We start from the raw sequence: 15,037 nt of genomic DNA, 5'->3' as shown, positions 1-15,037 counted from the left end.
CCGACGGGCTCGTTCCTGTTCCTCGGCCCCACCGGCGTCGGCAAGACGGAGCTGGCCAAGGCGCTGGCGGCGTTCCTGTTCGACGACGAGCGGGCGATGATCCGCATCGACATGAGCGAGTACTCCGAGAAGCACTCGGTGGCCCGCCTGGTCGGCGCGCCTCCCGGCTACGTCGGCTACGACCAGGGCGGACAGCTGACGGAGTCGGTCCGCCGCCGCCCGTACTCGGTCGTGCTGCTCGACGAGGTCGAGAAGGCGCACCCGGACGTGTTCGACGTGCTGCTGCAGGTCCTCGACGACGGCCGCCTGACCGACGGCCAGGGCCGCACGGTCGACTTCCGCAACACGATCCTGGTGCTCACCTCGAACCTGGGCTCGCAGACGATCGTGAACCCGTCGCTGACGGACGTGGAGCGCAAGGACGCCGTGATGGCGGTGGTGCAGCGGCACTTCAAGCCGGAGTTCCTGAACCGGCTGGACGACGTCGTGGTGTTCCACGCGCTCGCCACCGAGGAGCTGACGTCCATCGTGGACATCCAGATCGCCCGCCTGGCCGACCGCCTCGCGGCACGCCGCCTGACGCTCGACGTGACGCCGTCGGCACGCGACTGGCTCGCGCTGAACGGCTTCGACGCGATCTACGGTGCCCGGCCGCTGCGCAGGCTCGTGCAGTCGGCGATCGGCGACCAGCTCGCGAAGGAGCTGCTGGCCGGCGAGGTGCGGGACGGCGACACCGTGCGGGTCGACGTGCTGGACGACCAGACGGGGTTGATCGTCGGCCGCACCGCGTGACCCGCGTGTGATCGGGAAGCGGCCCTGCCGGGTTCGGCGGGGCCGCCACCCGGCAGGGACGCTTTCGCGTGCCGGTGGGCACCCGTGCGGCGTCCTGATCACCTCGAATAGGCACCCGCGGTCACGACGCGCGGAAGTGATCTTCGTTCCTCGCCCTCGACCCACTACGCTTCAGCTGTGGGCATACCGGCGTGGGTCTGGTTCACCGTCGCCGCGGTGGCGGGTGTGGCGGGGTTCGCCCTGCTCGCGACCGACCGGGCGCAACGAACCGCGCGTAATCGTGAACGGCGCCGTTGGGCTGCCCTGCGCGGCTGGCAGTTCGAGGAGACGGACCACGTGCTGCCGACCCGGTGGGAGGCCGGGGCCATCGCGTACTACGGCACGGGGCTCGCCCGTGACGTCGTCGCGGGGTCGACCTTCACCGCGGACGGGCGACGGCAGGTCTACGTGCTCGACCACGAGACCGGGGGCAAGGTCAACTCCGTGCTGGTCGGCGTGCGGTGCCGGCGGGCGTTGTCGGTGGTGGTCGAGCTGTGGCTGTCGACGGTGCCGTTCCAGCGCGACAACGACAAGATGCCGATGCCGGACCTGCTCGGGCCGGTGGGCTCGCGGTACGCGTTCGTCACGGACGTGCCGGCCGCTCGCAAGATCATCACGCCTGATCTGATCGACGCCGCCGAGGAGATCGGGGGCGACGTCACGGTCGTCTGGATGGAGAACGACTGGGTGCTGGCCGCCGCGCCGCCGAACTCGTCGCCCGCGCGCCTCGAACGGCTGCTGCGCGACGTCGGTGAGCTGGCGGACGTCATCGACCCGTTCGACCCGGACCCGTCCGAGGCCGAGGAGCCGGTGGCGGAGGAGGACGAGGGCGGCGAGGTCTACCGCCCGTCGTTCGGCCGCAAGCAGCAGTGACGGCGCGGCGCGAAGTGTGATCGTCGACGGTCTTCGGCCCCGGCGGTTTTCCGACTACCGTTCGGTGGCATGCCAACCGCACTGGTGACCGGATCGACCGTCGGGATCGGGGCCGCTTTCGCCCGCAGGCTCGCGGCGGAGGGGTACGACCTCGTGCTGGTCGCGCGCACCGCGTCCGCGCTCGAGGAGCTCGCGCGGAAGCTGCGTGATCGGCACGGCGTCCACGTCGAGGTCCTGCCGGCCGACCTCAGCGACGCCACCGACCGCGCCGAGGTCGAGGCACGCCTGGCCGAGTCGGCCGTCGACCTTCTCGTCAACAACGCGGGCTTCGCCAGCAGCGGCGAGTTCTTCTCGACCGGCGTCGAGAAGCTGCAGGCCCAGCTCGACGTCAACGTCGCCACGGTGCTGCGCCTGTGCCGGGCGGCTATCCCCGCCATGATGGCCCGCGGCAAGGGCGACGTGATCAACGTGTCCAGCGTCGCGAGCTTCCTGCCCGGCCGCGGCACGAGCTACAGCGCCGACAAGGCGTGGGTGACGACGTTCTCCGAGGGCATGGCGCTCGCCACCGAGGGGTCCGGCGTGCGGATCATGGCGCTCTGCCCCGGTTTCGTGCGGACCGAGTTCCACAAGCGCGCGAACATCGACATGACCAAGACGCCGGGCTGGCTCTACGTCGACGCCGACCGGCTCGTGCACGAGGGACTGCGCGACCTGCGCCGCGGCAAGCTGCTGTCGATCCCCGGCCTGCAGTACAAGGGGATCGTGACCCTCACGCGGCTGATCCCGAGGGCGGTCCTGCGCAAGATGGCCTCGCGCATGGCGGGTGGGCGCGGACGCACGTGACGGCGGCGTGTGCGAAGGTAGCGACCTGTGCGAACTGAAGTGGTCTTGGACGCGAACGCGAAGTCGGAACTCGCCCGTCTGGTGAGCGAGTTGGCCGTCGTGCACGGCAAGGTGACCCTGTCCAGCGGCAAGGAAGCCGACTACTACGTCGACCTGCGGCGGGCGACGCTGCACCACGCGGCGGCTCCCCTGATCGGCAAGCTTTTGCGGCAACTCACGAGCGACTGGGACTTCGTCGCCGTGGGCGGTCTCACACTCGGCGCCGACCCCGTCGCCTACGCGATGATGCACTCCGCCTCTGCCGACGGCGACGTGCTCGACGCGTTCGTGGTCCGCAAGGCGAGCAAGGCGCACGGCATGCAGCGCCAGATCGAGGGCATCGACGTGCGCGGGCAGCGCGTCCTCGCCGTCGAGGACACCTCCACCACGGGTGGTTCGGTGTTGACGGCCGTCACAGCGCTGCGCGAGCACGGGGCCGAGGTGATCGGCGTCGCCACGGTCGTCGACCGAGGTACGGGCGCCAAGGAGGCCATCGAGGCCGAGGGTCTGCGGTACCGGTACCTGCTCGACCTGAACGACCTCGGGCTCTCCTGAGGTTTTATCAAGAGCGCTACGAGTCACCCCGTCCTAGTCTGGAGGGCGGGGTGGTGCGAATGGCCAGGGTGTTCGCAGAAGCAGTTGTCGCGTTGCACTTCACGGTGCTTGCTTTCCTGCTCGTGGGCGGGTTCTTCGCGTGGCGGTGGCGTTGGGTGATCTACCCGCACCTCGCGCTGGGGGCGTGGGCGGTTCTGAGCGTCATCACGCCCACTGTGTGTCCGCTCACGATGTGGGAGAACGATCTTCGCGCGAGGGCGGGGATGCCGGTGCTGGAGACCGGGTTCATCGACCACTACATCGACGGCGTCTGGTACCCGGAGAGCGCGTCGACGCTGGTCCAACTGGTGCTCGGGGCGGTCGTGCTGGCGTCGTGGATCGGCTTCTACGCTGGTGGGCGTGCTGCTCGAAGGCTTTCACACGGTTAAGCACGCGCTGCGCTTCGGCGCGGAGGTGCGGCCGTTGCTCACCACGGACCTGAACGGCGTGGTCAGGCTCGCCGAGTCGCACGCGCCTGACCTGGTGGAGGAGTTCTCGCGGGCTACCGAGGTCGACCAGGCCGCGTTCGTGCTGCGGGTCGGCCGCACGCACCCGACCGGTGTCGCCGGCTTCGCGGAACGGCCGGAGCTGCCGTTCGACCGCGGCGCCCCGGTCGTGCTGCTCGACAACCCGCGCAACCTCGGCAACTTCGGCGCGGCCATCCGGGTGGCCGCCGGACTCGACGCGGGCGGCGTGATCTCCACCGGCGACGTGGACCCGTGGCACCCCAACGTGCTGAGGGGGTCCGCGGGCCTGCACTTCGCGCTGCCGGTGGCCAAGGCGGAGACGCTGGACTTCGCGGGCGAGCTGATCGCGTTCGACGCCGACGGCGACCTGCTGAAGGGCCCGATCCCCGACGACGCCGTGCTGGCGTTCGGGTCGGAGCGCCACGGCCTGTCCGCCGAGGTGCGGCGCAAGGCCTCCAGGATCGTGCGGTTGCCCATGAGGGACAGGGTCAGCAGTTACAACCTGACAACTTCTGTGGCCATGGGCCTGTACCACTGGGCCGTTCATCGAGCTTCTTGATCGGTCAAGCACGCACGATGATCAGATGGTGAACGCGAAACTGCTGGCGGCCCGCGCGGGCGTCGCAGAGCGCGCGGTGTACTCCCGGCACCTGCGGCGGGTCTGGGGTGTGCCGGGCACGCTGCTCGGAGCGCGGGCGTGGCCGCCGCTCCTGCGGGACAAGCTGCACACCAGCTTCAACTACTGGTGGCAGGCGCACCTGCTCGACTGCATGGTCGACGCCTACCTGCGCTCGCCCACCGAGCGGCGCAAGGACGCCATCACCAAGGTCGTCCGCGGCATCCGGGTGCGCAACGTCGTCGGCTGGACCAACGACTTCTACGACGACGTCGCGTGGCTGGGCCTGGCCCTGCAACGCGCCCAGAACGACGCCGGCGTCGCGAAGCCGCAGGCTTTGAGCGCCATCGCCGAACGGCTGCGCCAGGGCTGGACCGACCACGCCGGCGGCGGCATCTGGTGGAAGCGCGACGACGACTTCAAGAACGTGCCCGCCAACGGTCCGGCCGCGATCTTCCTGGCCCGCCGGAACGAACGCACCGATCTCGCCCGTGCGCGGTCCACCGTGGACTGGATCGAGGAGCACCTCGTCGACCCCGGCAGCGGCCTCGCGTGGGACGGCCTGCACGTCCACCCCGACGGCGAGATCCGCGAGATCGAGAAGAACATCTACACGTACTGCCAAGGGGTTCTCATCGGCGCGTGCGTCGAGCTGGCCAAGCACGGCCAGCAGGACAAGTGGCTCGACAGGGCCGCGCGGACGATCACCGCGGTGCACGACGACCTCGCCACCAACGGTGTGATCAAGGGCCAGGGCGGGGGCGACGGCGGCCTGTTCGCGGGCATCCTCACGCGCTACCTGGCACAGGCCGCGCTGACGATCCCCGGCCTCGCCCCCGGCCGGGCGGTGACCGCGGACCTGGCGCGGGAGCTCGTGATCCAGTCGGCCGAGTCGGCGTGGTCGCACCGCGCGATGGCGGTGAGCGGCCCGCTGTTCGGTCCGGAGTGGACGGCTCCGGCGGACGAGGGTGACAACCGCGACCTCTCCGTCCAGCTCGGCGGCTGGATGTGCCTGGAGGCGGCGGCCCTGCTCGAACGCAACGGCCTGGACGTCGCTACGGGGTGAGGTGGCCCAGCAGCGTCTTCGCGTCCTCGCGGAACTGCTCGGGCGAGTCGTCGCGCACGAACTCCAGCAACGCGTTGCGCTCGACGCCGTCGCGCGCCAGCTCGGTCAGCACCGGCTCCCACAGGTCGCGGCGCGCGGCGAGCGGCAGGCGGTCCTGGTAGCCACCCGGACCCCACGAGAAGACGTGCGCCGTCACCGGTTCCAGCGTCCGCACCTCGTGCACGGCCGAGGACACGTCCTGGCCTCCCCGGGGCTGCCAGTACGGCACCACGCCGTCGACCTCGTCCAGCAGCCGCACGGTCGAGTCCAGCGTGTCCGTCAGCGTGTTCCGGTGGTACTCCAGCGCGATCTTCGTGCCCATCACGCCGGCGTGTTCGACGGCGTGCCGCAACGCCTCGACCACCGCGCCGCGATCGGCGCACTCGGCCGACCCGGACGTTCCCGCCCAGACCCGCACGAGCGGCGCGCCCAGCTCGGCCGCGGTCTCCAGGACCGGCACCAGCTCGGACCGGTCGGACACCCCGGCGCGGTAGTACGACCCGTACGCGGCCACCCGCAGTCCGGTGCCGAGGGCCTGCCGCGCCGCCGCGGAGTCGCCGGGCGGCACGTGCACGTCGGCGCCCCACTCCACGGCCCGCAGTCCGCACTCCAGCGCCAGCTCGCCGATCTCGGGGACGGTGAGCTGCCGGAACGTCACCGAGACGAGGCCGGGGATCAGCATCCGCAGGAGCGCCGGTGCAGGAGCGACGGCGCGAGCCGGATGGTCTCCGGCGCCCGTTCCGGGTCGGCGATCCGCGAGAGCAGCAGCTTCACCGCGGTCCTGCCGATCTCCTCGACGGGCTGGGCCAGCGTCGTGAGCGGCGGGTCTATCAGCGTGGCCCACTCGACCTCGTCGTAGGCGACGACGGCCAGGTCGGTGCCGAGCTTCAGGCCGCGGGCGCGCGTCTCGTGCAGCATGCCCACGGTCACGAGGTGGTCGGCGGCCACGACGGCGGTCGCCGGGTCGTCCTGGTCGAGCAGCGGCGCGAGCCAGCCGCTCTGCGACACCATCGCCTCGTCCCACTTGAGGCCCGCGCGGCCGAGGCCGAGGCGGTAGCCGAGGATGCGTTCCTCGGTCGTCGCCACGCCCGTCTTGCCGCAGAGGATGCCGATCCGCCGGTGCCCCAGCTCCGCGAGGTGCGTGACCAGGCCCGACGTGGCCTGCACGTTCTCCGGACCGACCTGGTCGATGTCCTTGGCCATGGTCAGCCGGTCCACCAGCACGGTGGGGATGTTCAGGCGCTTGAGCTCGGGCAGCACGAGGCTCCCGCCGCCCGCCGACGGCGTCAGCAGCAGCCCGTCCACGCGTCTCGAGCGCAGCATCCTGACCGCGGTCTGCTCGGACTCGGGGGTGTCCCTCGTGTCGATCAGCACGAGCGAGTAGCCGTTGCGGGTCGCTTCCGACTCGATGGCGGCGATCAGCTCGGCGAAGTACGGGTGGGAGACCAGTGAGACCGCGAGGCCGAGCGACTTCGTGCCGCCCATGACCAGCGATCGCGCGATGGCGTCACCCGTGTACCCGGTTTCGTCGATCGCCTTCTGGACGCGCTCGCGCGTGTCCTCGGCGACGGGCCTGGTCTCGTTGATCACGTGTGACACCGTGGTGATGGAGACCCCCGCGAGAGCCGCGACATCCCGCATGGTGACCATGACCTGGGACCATACCCGTGTGGAGGAAGCCCTGATGGCAGCCGTCCTGTGTGTCGGGCTCACAACCCTCGACGTGACCCAGCGGGTGGACGAATTCCCGGTTCCGGGGCAGAAGGTCCGGTCGCTCGGCGCGGCGCTCTCGCCCGGCGGTCCGGCGGCGAACGCGGCGCGTGCCGTCGCGGCTCTGGGCGGGCGGGCCGCGTTGCTCACCGCATTGGGTGCCGATGCGCTGGGCGAGTTCGTCCGTGCCTCCTTGGACCCGGTCCAAGTCACCGCCGTGGCCGGCACGACGCCCGTGAGCATGGTCGTCGTCAGAAACGCTGATGGGGAGCGCACGGTCGTGTCGCGCAACGCGTCGGTGCCCGTCGTGGCGCCCGATCTGTCCGATCTCGTGGCCGCCGCGGACGTCGTCCTCTTGGACGGGCACCACGACGGACTCGCGATCCCGGCCGCCCAGCAGGCGAAAGAGGCGGGATTGCCTGTGGTGCTCGACGCCGGGAGCTGGAAACCTGTCCTCGATCACCTGTTGCCGCTGGTCGACGTGGCCGCCTGCGCTTCGGGGTTCGAGCTGTCCGACGCCGAGGTGCACTCCTACGGGGTGCCGCTGGTGATACGCACGCAGGGTGCGGCACCGGTGACCTGGTCGCGGAACGGCTCGACCGGAGAGGCGCCCGTGCCGGCGGTGGAGGTGAAGGACACGAACGGTGCCGGTGACGTCTGGCACGGCGCGTACGCCTATGCGCTGGCGTCGGGGACGGACCCGGTGGCGGCCATCGGCTTCGCGTCGGAGGCGGCCGCCGTTCGCGTCGGTGCGGTCGGGGACTGGGTTGAGAGGCTGGCGCGGTGGCAGGACAGCAGGTCAGGTTCGAGGAGCTGCTAGAACGGGCTCGAGTGCTCGCGGATCAGGGGGAGCGCAAGCTCCTCGGCATCGGCGGGGCGCCCGGCTCCGGCAAGTCGACACTCGCGCGGCGGCTCGTCGAAGCGCTCGACGGCCAGGCCGTGCTCGTCGAGATGGACGGCTTCCACCTCGCGCAGAGCGAGCTGGAACGGCTGCGGCTCGTCGAGCGCAAGGGCGCGCCCGACACGTTCGACATCCCCGGTTACGTCGACCTGCTCGGCCGGATCAAGGCGTGCGGGCCGGACATGATCTACGCGCCGGAGTTCCGCCGCGAGATCGAGGAACCGGTCGCCTGCGCGGTGCCGGTGCACCCGGACGTCCCGCTCGTCGTCACCGAGGGCAACTACCTGCTGCTCAACTACGACAAGTGGAAACGCGTCCGGATCATCCTCGACGAGGCGTGGTTCCTCTTCATCGACGAGGACGTCCGCGTACAACGCCTGATCGACCGCCACCTGCGGTACGGGCGCACCCTGTCGGAGGCGCAGGAACGGGTGCTGCACGGCACGGACCACGTCAACGCGTTGATGGTGAACTCGTCGAAGGGATCGGCGGACCTGCTGATCACCGAGGTCCTCTAGCCGGGGTCCTCTGGCCGGGAAGGTCCTCTAGGACGCGACGTCCACGGTCTCGTCGATCGGCTTCGCCATCTCCTGGCGGTAGCGCCAGAGGCCCCAGCCGGTGCCGCCGAGGAAGAACGCGACGCTGACGACGATGGCCGCCGTCTCGAGCCACGGGAACTGCTGCAGGATGCCCGCGCCGTAGTAGCCGGCGAGCACCAGCGTCGGCACCCACGCGATGGCGCCGAGGGTGGTGGCCAGCGTGAACCGGCGGATGTCCATGCGCGCGGCACCGGCGATCACCGGGGCCAGCGTGCGGATCCACGGGATCCAGCGTGCGAGCACGACGGCCCAGAACCCGCGCCGGTCGAGGAAGTCGCCTGCGCGTTTCAGGTTGTGCCTGTTCAGCACCTTGCCGCCCTTGCGCGCGAGCACGCGCGTGCCGGTCGCCCTGCCGATGTAGTACCCGACCTGGTTGCCGACGACGGCGACGACGAGAGCCGCGAGGGACAGCGCCCACGCCGACAGCTCACTGCTGTGCGTCGCCAGCACCACACCGGCCGCGAACAGCAACGAGTCACCGGGCAGGAACAGCCCGAAGATGAAAGCGCACTCGATGAAGATGAAGCTCAGCACGATGACCCAGACGGCCAGCGGACCCGCGGTCTCCAGCGAGGCGAAAGCATGCGCCACGGTGACCCAGCTTACGTCGTACTACGCCGATGGTGTGGCGACATCAAACTAACGGGTGGACAAAATCTGGGTTGAGCACGCTCAGTCACAACGTGACCTCCTGTTCGTGGGATCACCATCGAGTGAACCAGGCGAATCGGACTAGCGTGGCGAGTATGGAGACGTTGCTCGCCGAACTCCGTGGCGCACTGGGTGCCGCAGGCGTCCTGACCGATGCCGACGTGACCGCGGGCTACCGGCGCGACATGATGCCGCTCGCGCCGCACGGCAGCCCGGTGGCGGTGGTGTTCCCGCAGACCACGGAGCAGGTCCAAGCCGTCGTGCGGGCCTGCGCGAGCCACCGGGTCCCCATCGTCCCCCGAGGCGCGGGCAGCGGTCTCTCGGGTGCCGCGAACGCGATCGAGGGCTGCGTCGTCCTGGTCACGACCAAGATGAACGCGATCGTCGAGATCGACGCCGACAACCGCCTCGCCGTGGTCGAACCGGGTGTGGTCAACCTCGACCTGCGCAGTGCCGTCGAGAAGGACGGCCTGTTCTACCCGCCGGACCCGAGCAGCTATGACTGGTGCACGATCGGCGGCAACCTTTCCACCAACGCGGGCGGCCTGTGCTGCGTGAAGTACGGCGTCACGACCGACTCCGTGCTGGGCCTGGAGGTCGTCCTGGCCGACGGCGAGGTGCTGCGCACCGGCCGCCGCACGGTCAAGGGCGTCGCCGGCTACGACCTGACCAAGCTGTTCATCGGCTCCGAGGGCACCCTCGGCGTGATCACCCAGGCCACGCTGGCGTTGCGGCCCCTCCCGCAGGCCCCCGCCACGCTGGTGGCCGCGTTCAGCAGCACCGCCACGGCCGGCGCCGCGGTCAGCCGGATCGTCCGCGAGGGCCTGGTCCCGTCGCTGATGGAGATCATGGACCGCACCTCGATCGAGGCCGTCGAGCAGTACCTGAAGACCGAGCTGGGCGCGGGACCGGGCTGCGCGGCGCTGCTGATCTGCCAGTCCGACGCGGGCGGCGAGCAGGCCCGCGACGAGCTGCGCAAGATAGAGGAGATCTGCCTCGAGGCCGACCTCGTCTACGCGACCCACGACGTCAACGAGGGCCGCGACCTGCTGACCGCCCGCCGGGCCGTCCTGACCGCTCTGGAGGTCTACGGCTCCTGGCTGACCGACGACGTGTGCGTGCCCCGCACCCGCATCGCCGAGCTCATCCAGGGCTGCGAGGACATCGCGCGGGAGGTCGGCCTGAAGATCGCCGTCGTGGGCCACGCGGGCGACGGCAACATGCACCCGACGATCGTCTACGACCCCACGGACGCCGACCAGTTCGCGCGCGCCCAGAAGGCGTTCGACGACATCCTGGCCGTGGGGCTCTCGCTGGGCGGCACGATCACCGGGGAGCACGGTGTCGGCAAGATCAAGCGCGAGTGGCTGGCGAAGGAGATCGGGCCGGTGGGCCTCCGGGTCCACCGCGAGATCAAACGCGCGCTGGACCCGGAGAACCTGTTCAACCCGGGCTCGATGTTCTACTCGACGTAGAGCCGCGCGGTCCTGGAGACCAGGCCGTCGGCGGTCCGGCCGCGCACCTCGACGTTCGGGAACGGGTGGTCGCCGAAATCGATCGGCAGCGTCACAGCTCCGTCCGGACCGGCCGCGATCGTCTGCTCGTCGCCGAAGTTGACGCGGTAGACGTACTCGGTGACGCCGGTCATGCCGGGCGCGAACGTGACGAGGTCGCCGTTCCTGGTCACCACGGGCTCCGACGGCGCGACGTGGATCTCGCCGACCCCGGACTGCGTGAGGTCACCGTCCGAGTTCTTCGCCCGGACGTACAGCCTGGTCACCCACGGGTCGGTGACCCGCACCTCGACCGCGGCCGCACCGTTCACCGCGGGCACGGTGACGGAGCCCGGCACGCCGGTGATCTCGTAGACGAACTCGGTCACGTCGCGCTCGACCGAACGGAACGTCACGCCGACCTCGGTGCCGAGCGGTATCTCGCCCTGCGGCACGGTCACCGCCGGCCAGGACGGCCGCACCCAGAAGTCGTACCGGGTACCGGCCGAGAGGTTGCCGAGCGCGTCGACCGAGCGGACCTCGATCCAGTGAGGCCCGGAGGTGGGCATCCGCACCGTGAGCGTCGCCTTGCCGCCGGGCTGGTCGGCCTGCACGGTGCCGAACAGCCCGAGGCCCTCGTAGGAGAACGAGACGGCGTCCCGGTCTCCGCCCGCGTCGAAGGTGAACGTGCCGGGCAGCCCGGCGCCGGTCTGCGGGAAGTCCGTCGTCGTCACGACCGGCGCGACGATCGGCCCGCGGAGGTCGGCCGTGAACCGGCACGGCGTGCTGGCAGGACCGCGGTCGTACCCGTCCTCTCCCTGAGCGGTCCACTCATAGGTGTGGCCGTGCTCCATGAACCCGCCGGGCACAACGAACGGCATGGAGTGGCTCACCGTGCCCTCGTGCCGTTTCGCCGCGTCGGCCACATCGGTCACGACGTACCGGACCTGGAAACCGGCAACGGGATCGACGTCGGTGACGACCGCGGACAGCTGCGGTGGCCGGTTGACGAGGTGAGCGGTCCCGGTGCAGGGCTTGGCGTCGACCCGCGGATCGGACGCCGCGCTCGGCGGCGTGTTGTAGCCGACCTCGACGGTCACCGGGGCGTACCGGCGGCCGTAGCCGGTGTCGAACTGCCCGCCGCCCGCCATGCGCAGCGCGAACGTGGCCTTCTCCTGGCCTGCGGCCACCGCCGCGGTGATCGCGCTGGTGATCTCCCAGCTCACGAAGGCCTGGCACTGACCGGTCACGCCGGTCTCGAACCGCGCGAGCTCCTTCGGCGCCTTCAGCCACGTGGGCTGTTCGGCGAGCCTCGTCTGCCACAGCTCGACCGAGCGGGGCTGCGCGCAGTCGGTCACCGCGGTCTCGCGCGAGAAGGCGCGCGCGGCGAAGATCCTGGTGCCCCGCAACCGGGACAGGTCGACGGTGAAGTAGGCCTTCGAGGAGTGGAACCGGTTCTCCTCGTCCCGCCAGGCACCGACCGGCAGGTCCGCGCCGGTCAGCGTCCGCGCCGGGCTGCGCAGGTCGGTGTAGCTCTGGCCGGTGACCGGCATCGGCAGCGACACCGGGTCCGCGGACGCCGGTGCCGCGGCGGACACCGCGACACCGGCAGCGATCAGCAGCGTGCTCAGCGCACGTCTCATGAGCTCGTCCCCCCGAGAACGCCGGCCCCCCGGCCGGACCAGGCGGACGATACGTCAGCAGCACCTCGCCTGAACAGGAGGAAAGGGCTCCTGAGCTGCCTTTTCCACATCGGCGAGCATCTGCCGGCGTTCGGCGGGGCCGAGCACGCGGCCGCGGGTCAGCACGGTGTGGATCCGTCGCGTGTTGCGGATGTCCTCGAGCGGGTTGCCGTCCAGCACCACGAGGTTCGCCTCGGCTCCGGGTGTGAGCGCGCCCTTGCGAGTGCCGGCCTCGAGCGCCGCCCTCGGTGACAGGCCCGCCTCGACCAGCAGCTCCAGCTCGTCGTGCACCGAGAAGCCGGAGAACGAGTACGGGTTGCCCGCGTCCGTGCCGACGAGCACCTCGACGCCGTGCCCGTGCATCTCGGCGACCTGTTCCATGCGGCGCTTCAGGAACTCCGCCTGCTGCCTGGTCTCCTCCTGCGTGACGGGTGCCCACCGCGCGAGCTGGTCGCGCCAGAGGTCCCGGTAGAACGACGGCATGTACTTCATCCGCGGGTCGTTCGCGAACCGGTCCGCCGGGCTCGCGTACACCCGCATCGCGACCATCGTCGGGCACAGCGCGGAGTTGTTGCGCCGCAACCGTTTCGCCAAGACGGCGGCCTTCTGGCGACTGTGGGAGGCGGCGGCCCGACGTTCGAGCTCCAGCACCTGCTTGAACCACGCGAACGAGTCGGCGGGATCCAGCGGCAGGTCCGCGATGGCCTGGCGCAGCTGTGCTTCCCGCGTGCTCGTCGCGAGAGGCAGGCCGTACATGTGCTCGAAGGTGCGCTGTCCCAGGTCGCTCGCGTCGCCCATCGCCACGTGGTCCGAGCAGTGCCCGGCGAACGTGATGGCCTGCGTCGCGCATTCGTCCGCGATCGCCGCGAGCGTCGGACGGTCCAGGTAGGAGTAGACCTTCACGAAGTCCGCGCCCTGCGCCTTCGCGTCCCGCACGGCCTGGCGCCCCTCGTCCGGTGTGGCGACGATGAGAGAGCCGGGCAACGTCGAGTGCGGTCCGTCGATGATCGTGCTGCCGACGACGAGCCGTGGCCCGAACACCTCGCCGCGTTCGATCCGTTGCCGCAGCTCGTAGATCTGCGGGAAGCCCCACATCTCGCGGATGCCGGTCACGCCGTTGGCCAGGCACAGCGGCAACGTGATCCGGTCCAGGAAGGCGCCGTGCACGTGCATGTCCCACAGGCCAGGGATGACGAACTTGCCCGCCAGTTCCAGCGCCGCGGAGCCGCGCGGCAACGGGAGGTCGCGCGACCCGACGGCGAGGATCCTGTTGTCCGCCAGCACGATCGTGGCGTTGGGACGGATGCCGGCGGAGTCGACGAGGGTGACGCCGCGCAGCGCGGTGACGTCGGAGGAGGCGCCGGCCGCGCCGGGTGCGAGCAGGCCCGTGCCCGCCGCCGCGCCGAGTCCGGCCAGCCAGGCGAGCACTGCACGTCGGGTGGTGTCGGTCATGCCGGTCAACCAACACCCTGACGCAGCGGGAGACTCAAGCCCCGGAAAGGCAGAAGACCCGCCTGCGGGGGCAGACGGGTCTTCTGGAAGCTTCGGTCAGCGCTCGATGCGGGGGATGATCTGCGTCGAGTCGTCCTGGATCTGGGCCTCCATCACCTGGGTGATGTCGTCGGCCTCGGTCTCCAGCAGCGCCTTCTTCTCCTTGCGCGCCTTGATCACCTCGATGATGATCGGCACGACCGAGAGGAGCACGATGGCGATCAGCGTGATCTCCAGGTTCTCCTTGATGAAGGTGACCTGGCCGAGGAAGTAGCCGAGGATCGTCAGACCCGCTGCCCAGGCCACGCCGCCGATCGCGGAGTACGTGAAGTACCTCTTCGGGTCCATCCTGCCCACGCCGGCCATCGCCGTGATGAACGTGCGGACGATCGGCACGAACCGGGCGAGGACGATGGCGCGCGCGCCGTACTTGTCGAAGAACTCCTGCGTCTTGTCGACGTACTCCTTCTTGAAGATCTTCGACTCCGGCTTGCTGAACAGTGCCGGACCTGCCTTGCGGCCGATGTAGTAGCCGCAGACGTTGCCCACGAACGCGCACACCGTCAGCAGCACGCAGACGAGCCAGAGCGGCGTCGAGATGTGCCCCGCCGCGACGAAAAGACCTGCCGTGAACAGCAGTGAGTCGCCTGGCAGGAAGAACCCGACAAGCAGCCCGCACTCGGCGAAGATGATCAGGCAGAGCCCGACGAGCATCCACGGGCCGAGCATCGTCAGCAGTTTCTCGGGGTCCAGCCAGTCAGGGCCCAATGCAATCGTCACGGCGACAACGGTACAGGTCAGCTGAGCGTGATCACTGCGGCCACCGTGCCCGCTGCCAGGCCCAACAGGAGTGCGAGGCCCAGCACCAGCCAGGCCGGCATGGGCGTGGGGCGCTCCTCGGGAACCGGGACAGGCACGGCAAATCCGGCGTTCGTGCTGGTCGCCTGCGCGCGCAACGCGTTGGTCACCAACCGCTCCGGATCGTCCGCCATCCACCTATTCCTTGACCCACTCGCCCTTGCTCATCACGTCCCTGGTCTTCAATTCTGCATCGAGCACCACGATGTCGGCCGTACATCCCGGTTGGAGCTTGCCCGTGTCGAGTCCGAGCAGCTCGGCGCCACGGGTCGAGGCGGCGTACG

The 15,037-nt window shown here is 70.2% G+C and carries 18 protein-coding genes; 10 read left to right on the top strand and 8 right to left on the bottom strand.

The window, feature by feature from the left end; translation table 11 throughout:
- The 7 genes from VM306_RS33885 to VM306_RS33855 all read left to right on the top strand — a co-directional run.
- Nucleotides 1-792, top strand: a 792-nt coding sequence (locus VM306_RS33885; RefSeq protein WP_325522196.1) for an AAA family ATPase, incomplete at its 5' end; no start/stop codon positions are given.
- Between the two features lie 177 nt (nt 793-969).
- Complete coding sequence (locus tag VM306_RS33880) at nt 970-1,704, top strand: hypothetical protein (protein WP_325522194.1); 735 nt, start codon at nt 970-972, stop codon at nt 1,702-1,704.
- A gap of 69 nt (nt 1,705-1,773) precedes the next feature.
- Nucleotides 1,774-2,547 carry an SDR family oxidoreductase gene (locus tag VM306_RS33875; protein WP_325522192.1) on the top strand — a complete coding sequence of 258 codons (774 nt, stop codon included), beginning with the start codon at nt 1,774-1,776 and terminating at the stop codon, nt 2,545-2,547.
- A gap of 39 nt (nt 2,548-2,586) precedes the next feature.
- Nucleotides 2,587-3,141, top strand: a complete 555-nt coding sequence (pyrE, locus tag VM306_RS33870) for an orotate phosphoribosyltransferase (protein ID WP_325522202.1) — start codon at nt 2,587-2,589, stop codon at nt 3,139-3,141.
- Nucleotides 3,142-3,200: 59 nt separating this feature from the next.
- Entirely contained in the window at nt 3,201-3,569 is a 369-nt protein-coding gene (locus tag VM306_RS33865; protein ID WP_325522190.1) for a DUF2784 domain-containing protein, read from the top strand.
- Nucleotides 3,541-4,206: a TrmH family RNA methyltransferase gene (locus VM306_RS33860; protein ID WP_325522188.1), complete on the top strand. Its 666-nt coding sequence runs from the start codon at nt 3,541-3,543 to the stop codon at nt 4,204-4,206. The genes VM306_RS33865 and VM306_RS33860 overlap by 29 nt, the downstream gene beginning before the upstream one ends.
- 25 nt (nt 4,207-4,231) lie before the next feature.
- A complete protein-coding gene (locus tag VM306_RS33855; RefSeq protein WP_325522186.1) occupies nt 4,232-5,329 on the top strand; it encodes a glycoside hydrolase family 76 protein in 1,098 nt (365 codons plus the stop codon).
- Here the strand turns inward: VM306_RS33855 and VM306_RS33850 are convergent.
- The gene (locus VM306_RS33850; RefSeq protein ID WP_325522184.1) at nt 5,319-6,050 is read right to left on the bottom strand and encodes a sugar phosphate isomerase/epimerase family protein; all 732 of its coding nucleotides are present in this window, start codon (nt 6,048-6,050) and stop codon (nt 5,319-5,321) included. The two genes, VM306_RS33855 and VM306_RS33850, sit on opposite strands and share 11 nt — an antisense overlap.
- Nucleotides 6,044-7,018: a LacI family DNA-binding transcriptional regulator gene (locus VM306_RS33845; RefSeq protein ID WP_325522182.1), complete on the bottom strand. Its 975-nt coding sequence runs from the start codon at nt 7,016-7,018 to the stop codon at nt 6,044-6,046. The genes VM306_RS33850 and VM306_RS33845 overlap by 7 nt, the downstream gene beginning before the upstream one ends.
- A 34-nt stretch (nt 7,019-7,052) precedes the next feature.
- On the opposite strand from VM306_RS33845, the gene VM306_RS33840 reads away from it, so the two are divergent.
- Together VM306_RS33840 and VM306_RS33835 are read left to right on the top strand one after the other, a co-directional pair.
- Nucleotides 7,053-7,898: a PfkB family carbohydrate kinase gene (locus VM306_RS33840; RefSeq protein ID WP_325522180.1), complete on the top strand. Its 846-nt coding sequence runs from the start codon at nt 7,053-7,055 to the stop codon at nt 7,896-7,898.
- Entirely contained in the window at nt 7,862-8,497 is a 636-nt protein-coding gene (locus VM306_RS33835; protein WP_325522178.1) for a nucleoside/nucleotide kinase family protein, read from the top strand. Before VM306_RS33840 ends, VM306_RS33835 begins: the two co-directional genes overlap by 37 nt.
- A gap of 27 nt (nt 8,498-8,524) precedes the next feature.
- On the opposite strand, the gene VM306_RS33830 is transcribed toward VM306_RS33835, so the two are convergent.
- Nucleotides 8,525-9,169: a DedA family protein gene (locus tag VM306_RS33830; protein ID WP_325522176.1), complete on the bottom strand. Its 645-nt coding sequence runs from the start codon at nt 9,167-9,169 to the stop codon at nt 8,525-8,527.
- A 155-nt stretch (nt 9,170-9,324) separates the two neighbouring features.
- Here VM306_RS33830 and VM306_RS33825 point away from each other — a divergent pair, with 155 nt between their 5' ends.
- Nucleotides 9,325-10,704 (top strand): FAD-binding oxidoreductase, encoded by a 1,380-nt coding sequence (locus VM306_RS33825; protein ID WP_325522174.1) that lies wholly within the window; start codon nt 9,325-9,327, stop codon nt 10,702-10,704.
- Here the strand turns inward: VM306_RS33825 and VM306_RS33820 are convergent.
- From VM306_RS33820 to VM306_RS33800, 5 genes are all read right to left on the bottom strand, one after another.
- Nucleotides 10,692-12,365 (bottom strand): hypothetical protein, encoded by a 1,674-nt coding sequence (locus tag VM306_RS33820; RefSeq protein ID WP_325522172.1) that lies wholly within the window; start codon nt 12,363-12,365, stop codon nt 10,692-10,694. The two genes, VM306_RS33825 and VM306_RS33820, sit on opposite strands and share 13 nt — an antisense overlap.
- Nucleotides 12,366-12,419: 54 nt before the next feature.
- Complete coding sequence (locus tag VM306_RS33815) at nt 12,420-13,856, bottom strand: amidohydrolase family protein (protein WP_325522170.1); 1,437 nt, start codon at nt 13,854-13,856, stop codon at nt 12,420-12,422.
- Between the two features lie 96 nt (nt 13,857-13,952).
- Entirely contained in the window at nt 13,953-14,624 is a 672-nt protein-coding gene (locus VM306_RS33810) for a DedA family protein (protein WP_325522200.1), read from the bottom strand.
- A 68-nt stretch (nt 14,625-14,692) separates the two neighbouring features.
- Nucleotides 14,693-14,887 carry a hypothetical protein gene (locus VM306_RS33805; protein ID WP_325522168.1) on the bottom strand — a complete coding sequence of 65 codons (195 nt, stop codon included), beginning with the start codon at nt 14,885-14,887 and terminating at the stop codon, nt 14,693-14,695.
- A 4-nt stretch (nt 14,888-14,891) separates the two neighbouring features.
- Nucleotides 14,892-15,037, bottom strand: a 146-nt coding sequence (locus tag VM306_RS33800; RefSeq protein WP_325522198.1) for an amidohydrolase family protein, incomplete at its 5' end; no start/stop codon positions are given.

This window comes from Lentzea sp., from assembly GCF_035525475.1.
Taxonomy (GTDB): Bacteria; Actinomycetota; Actinomycetes; order Mycobacteriales; family Pseudonocardiaceae; genus Lentzea.
The sequence above is the reverse complement of the archived record's forward strand: the minus strand, read 5'-3'. Positions and strand labels throughout refer to the sequence as shown.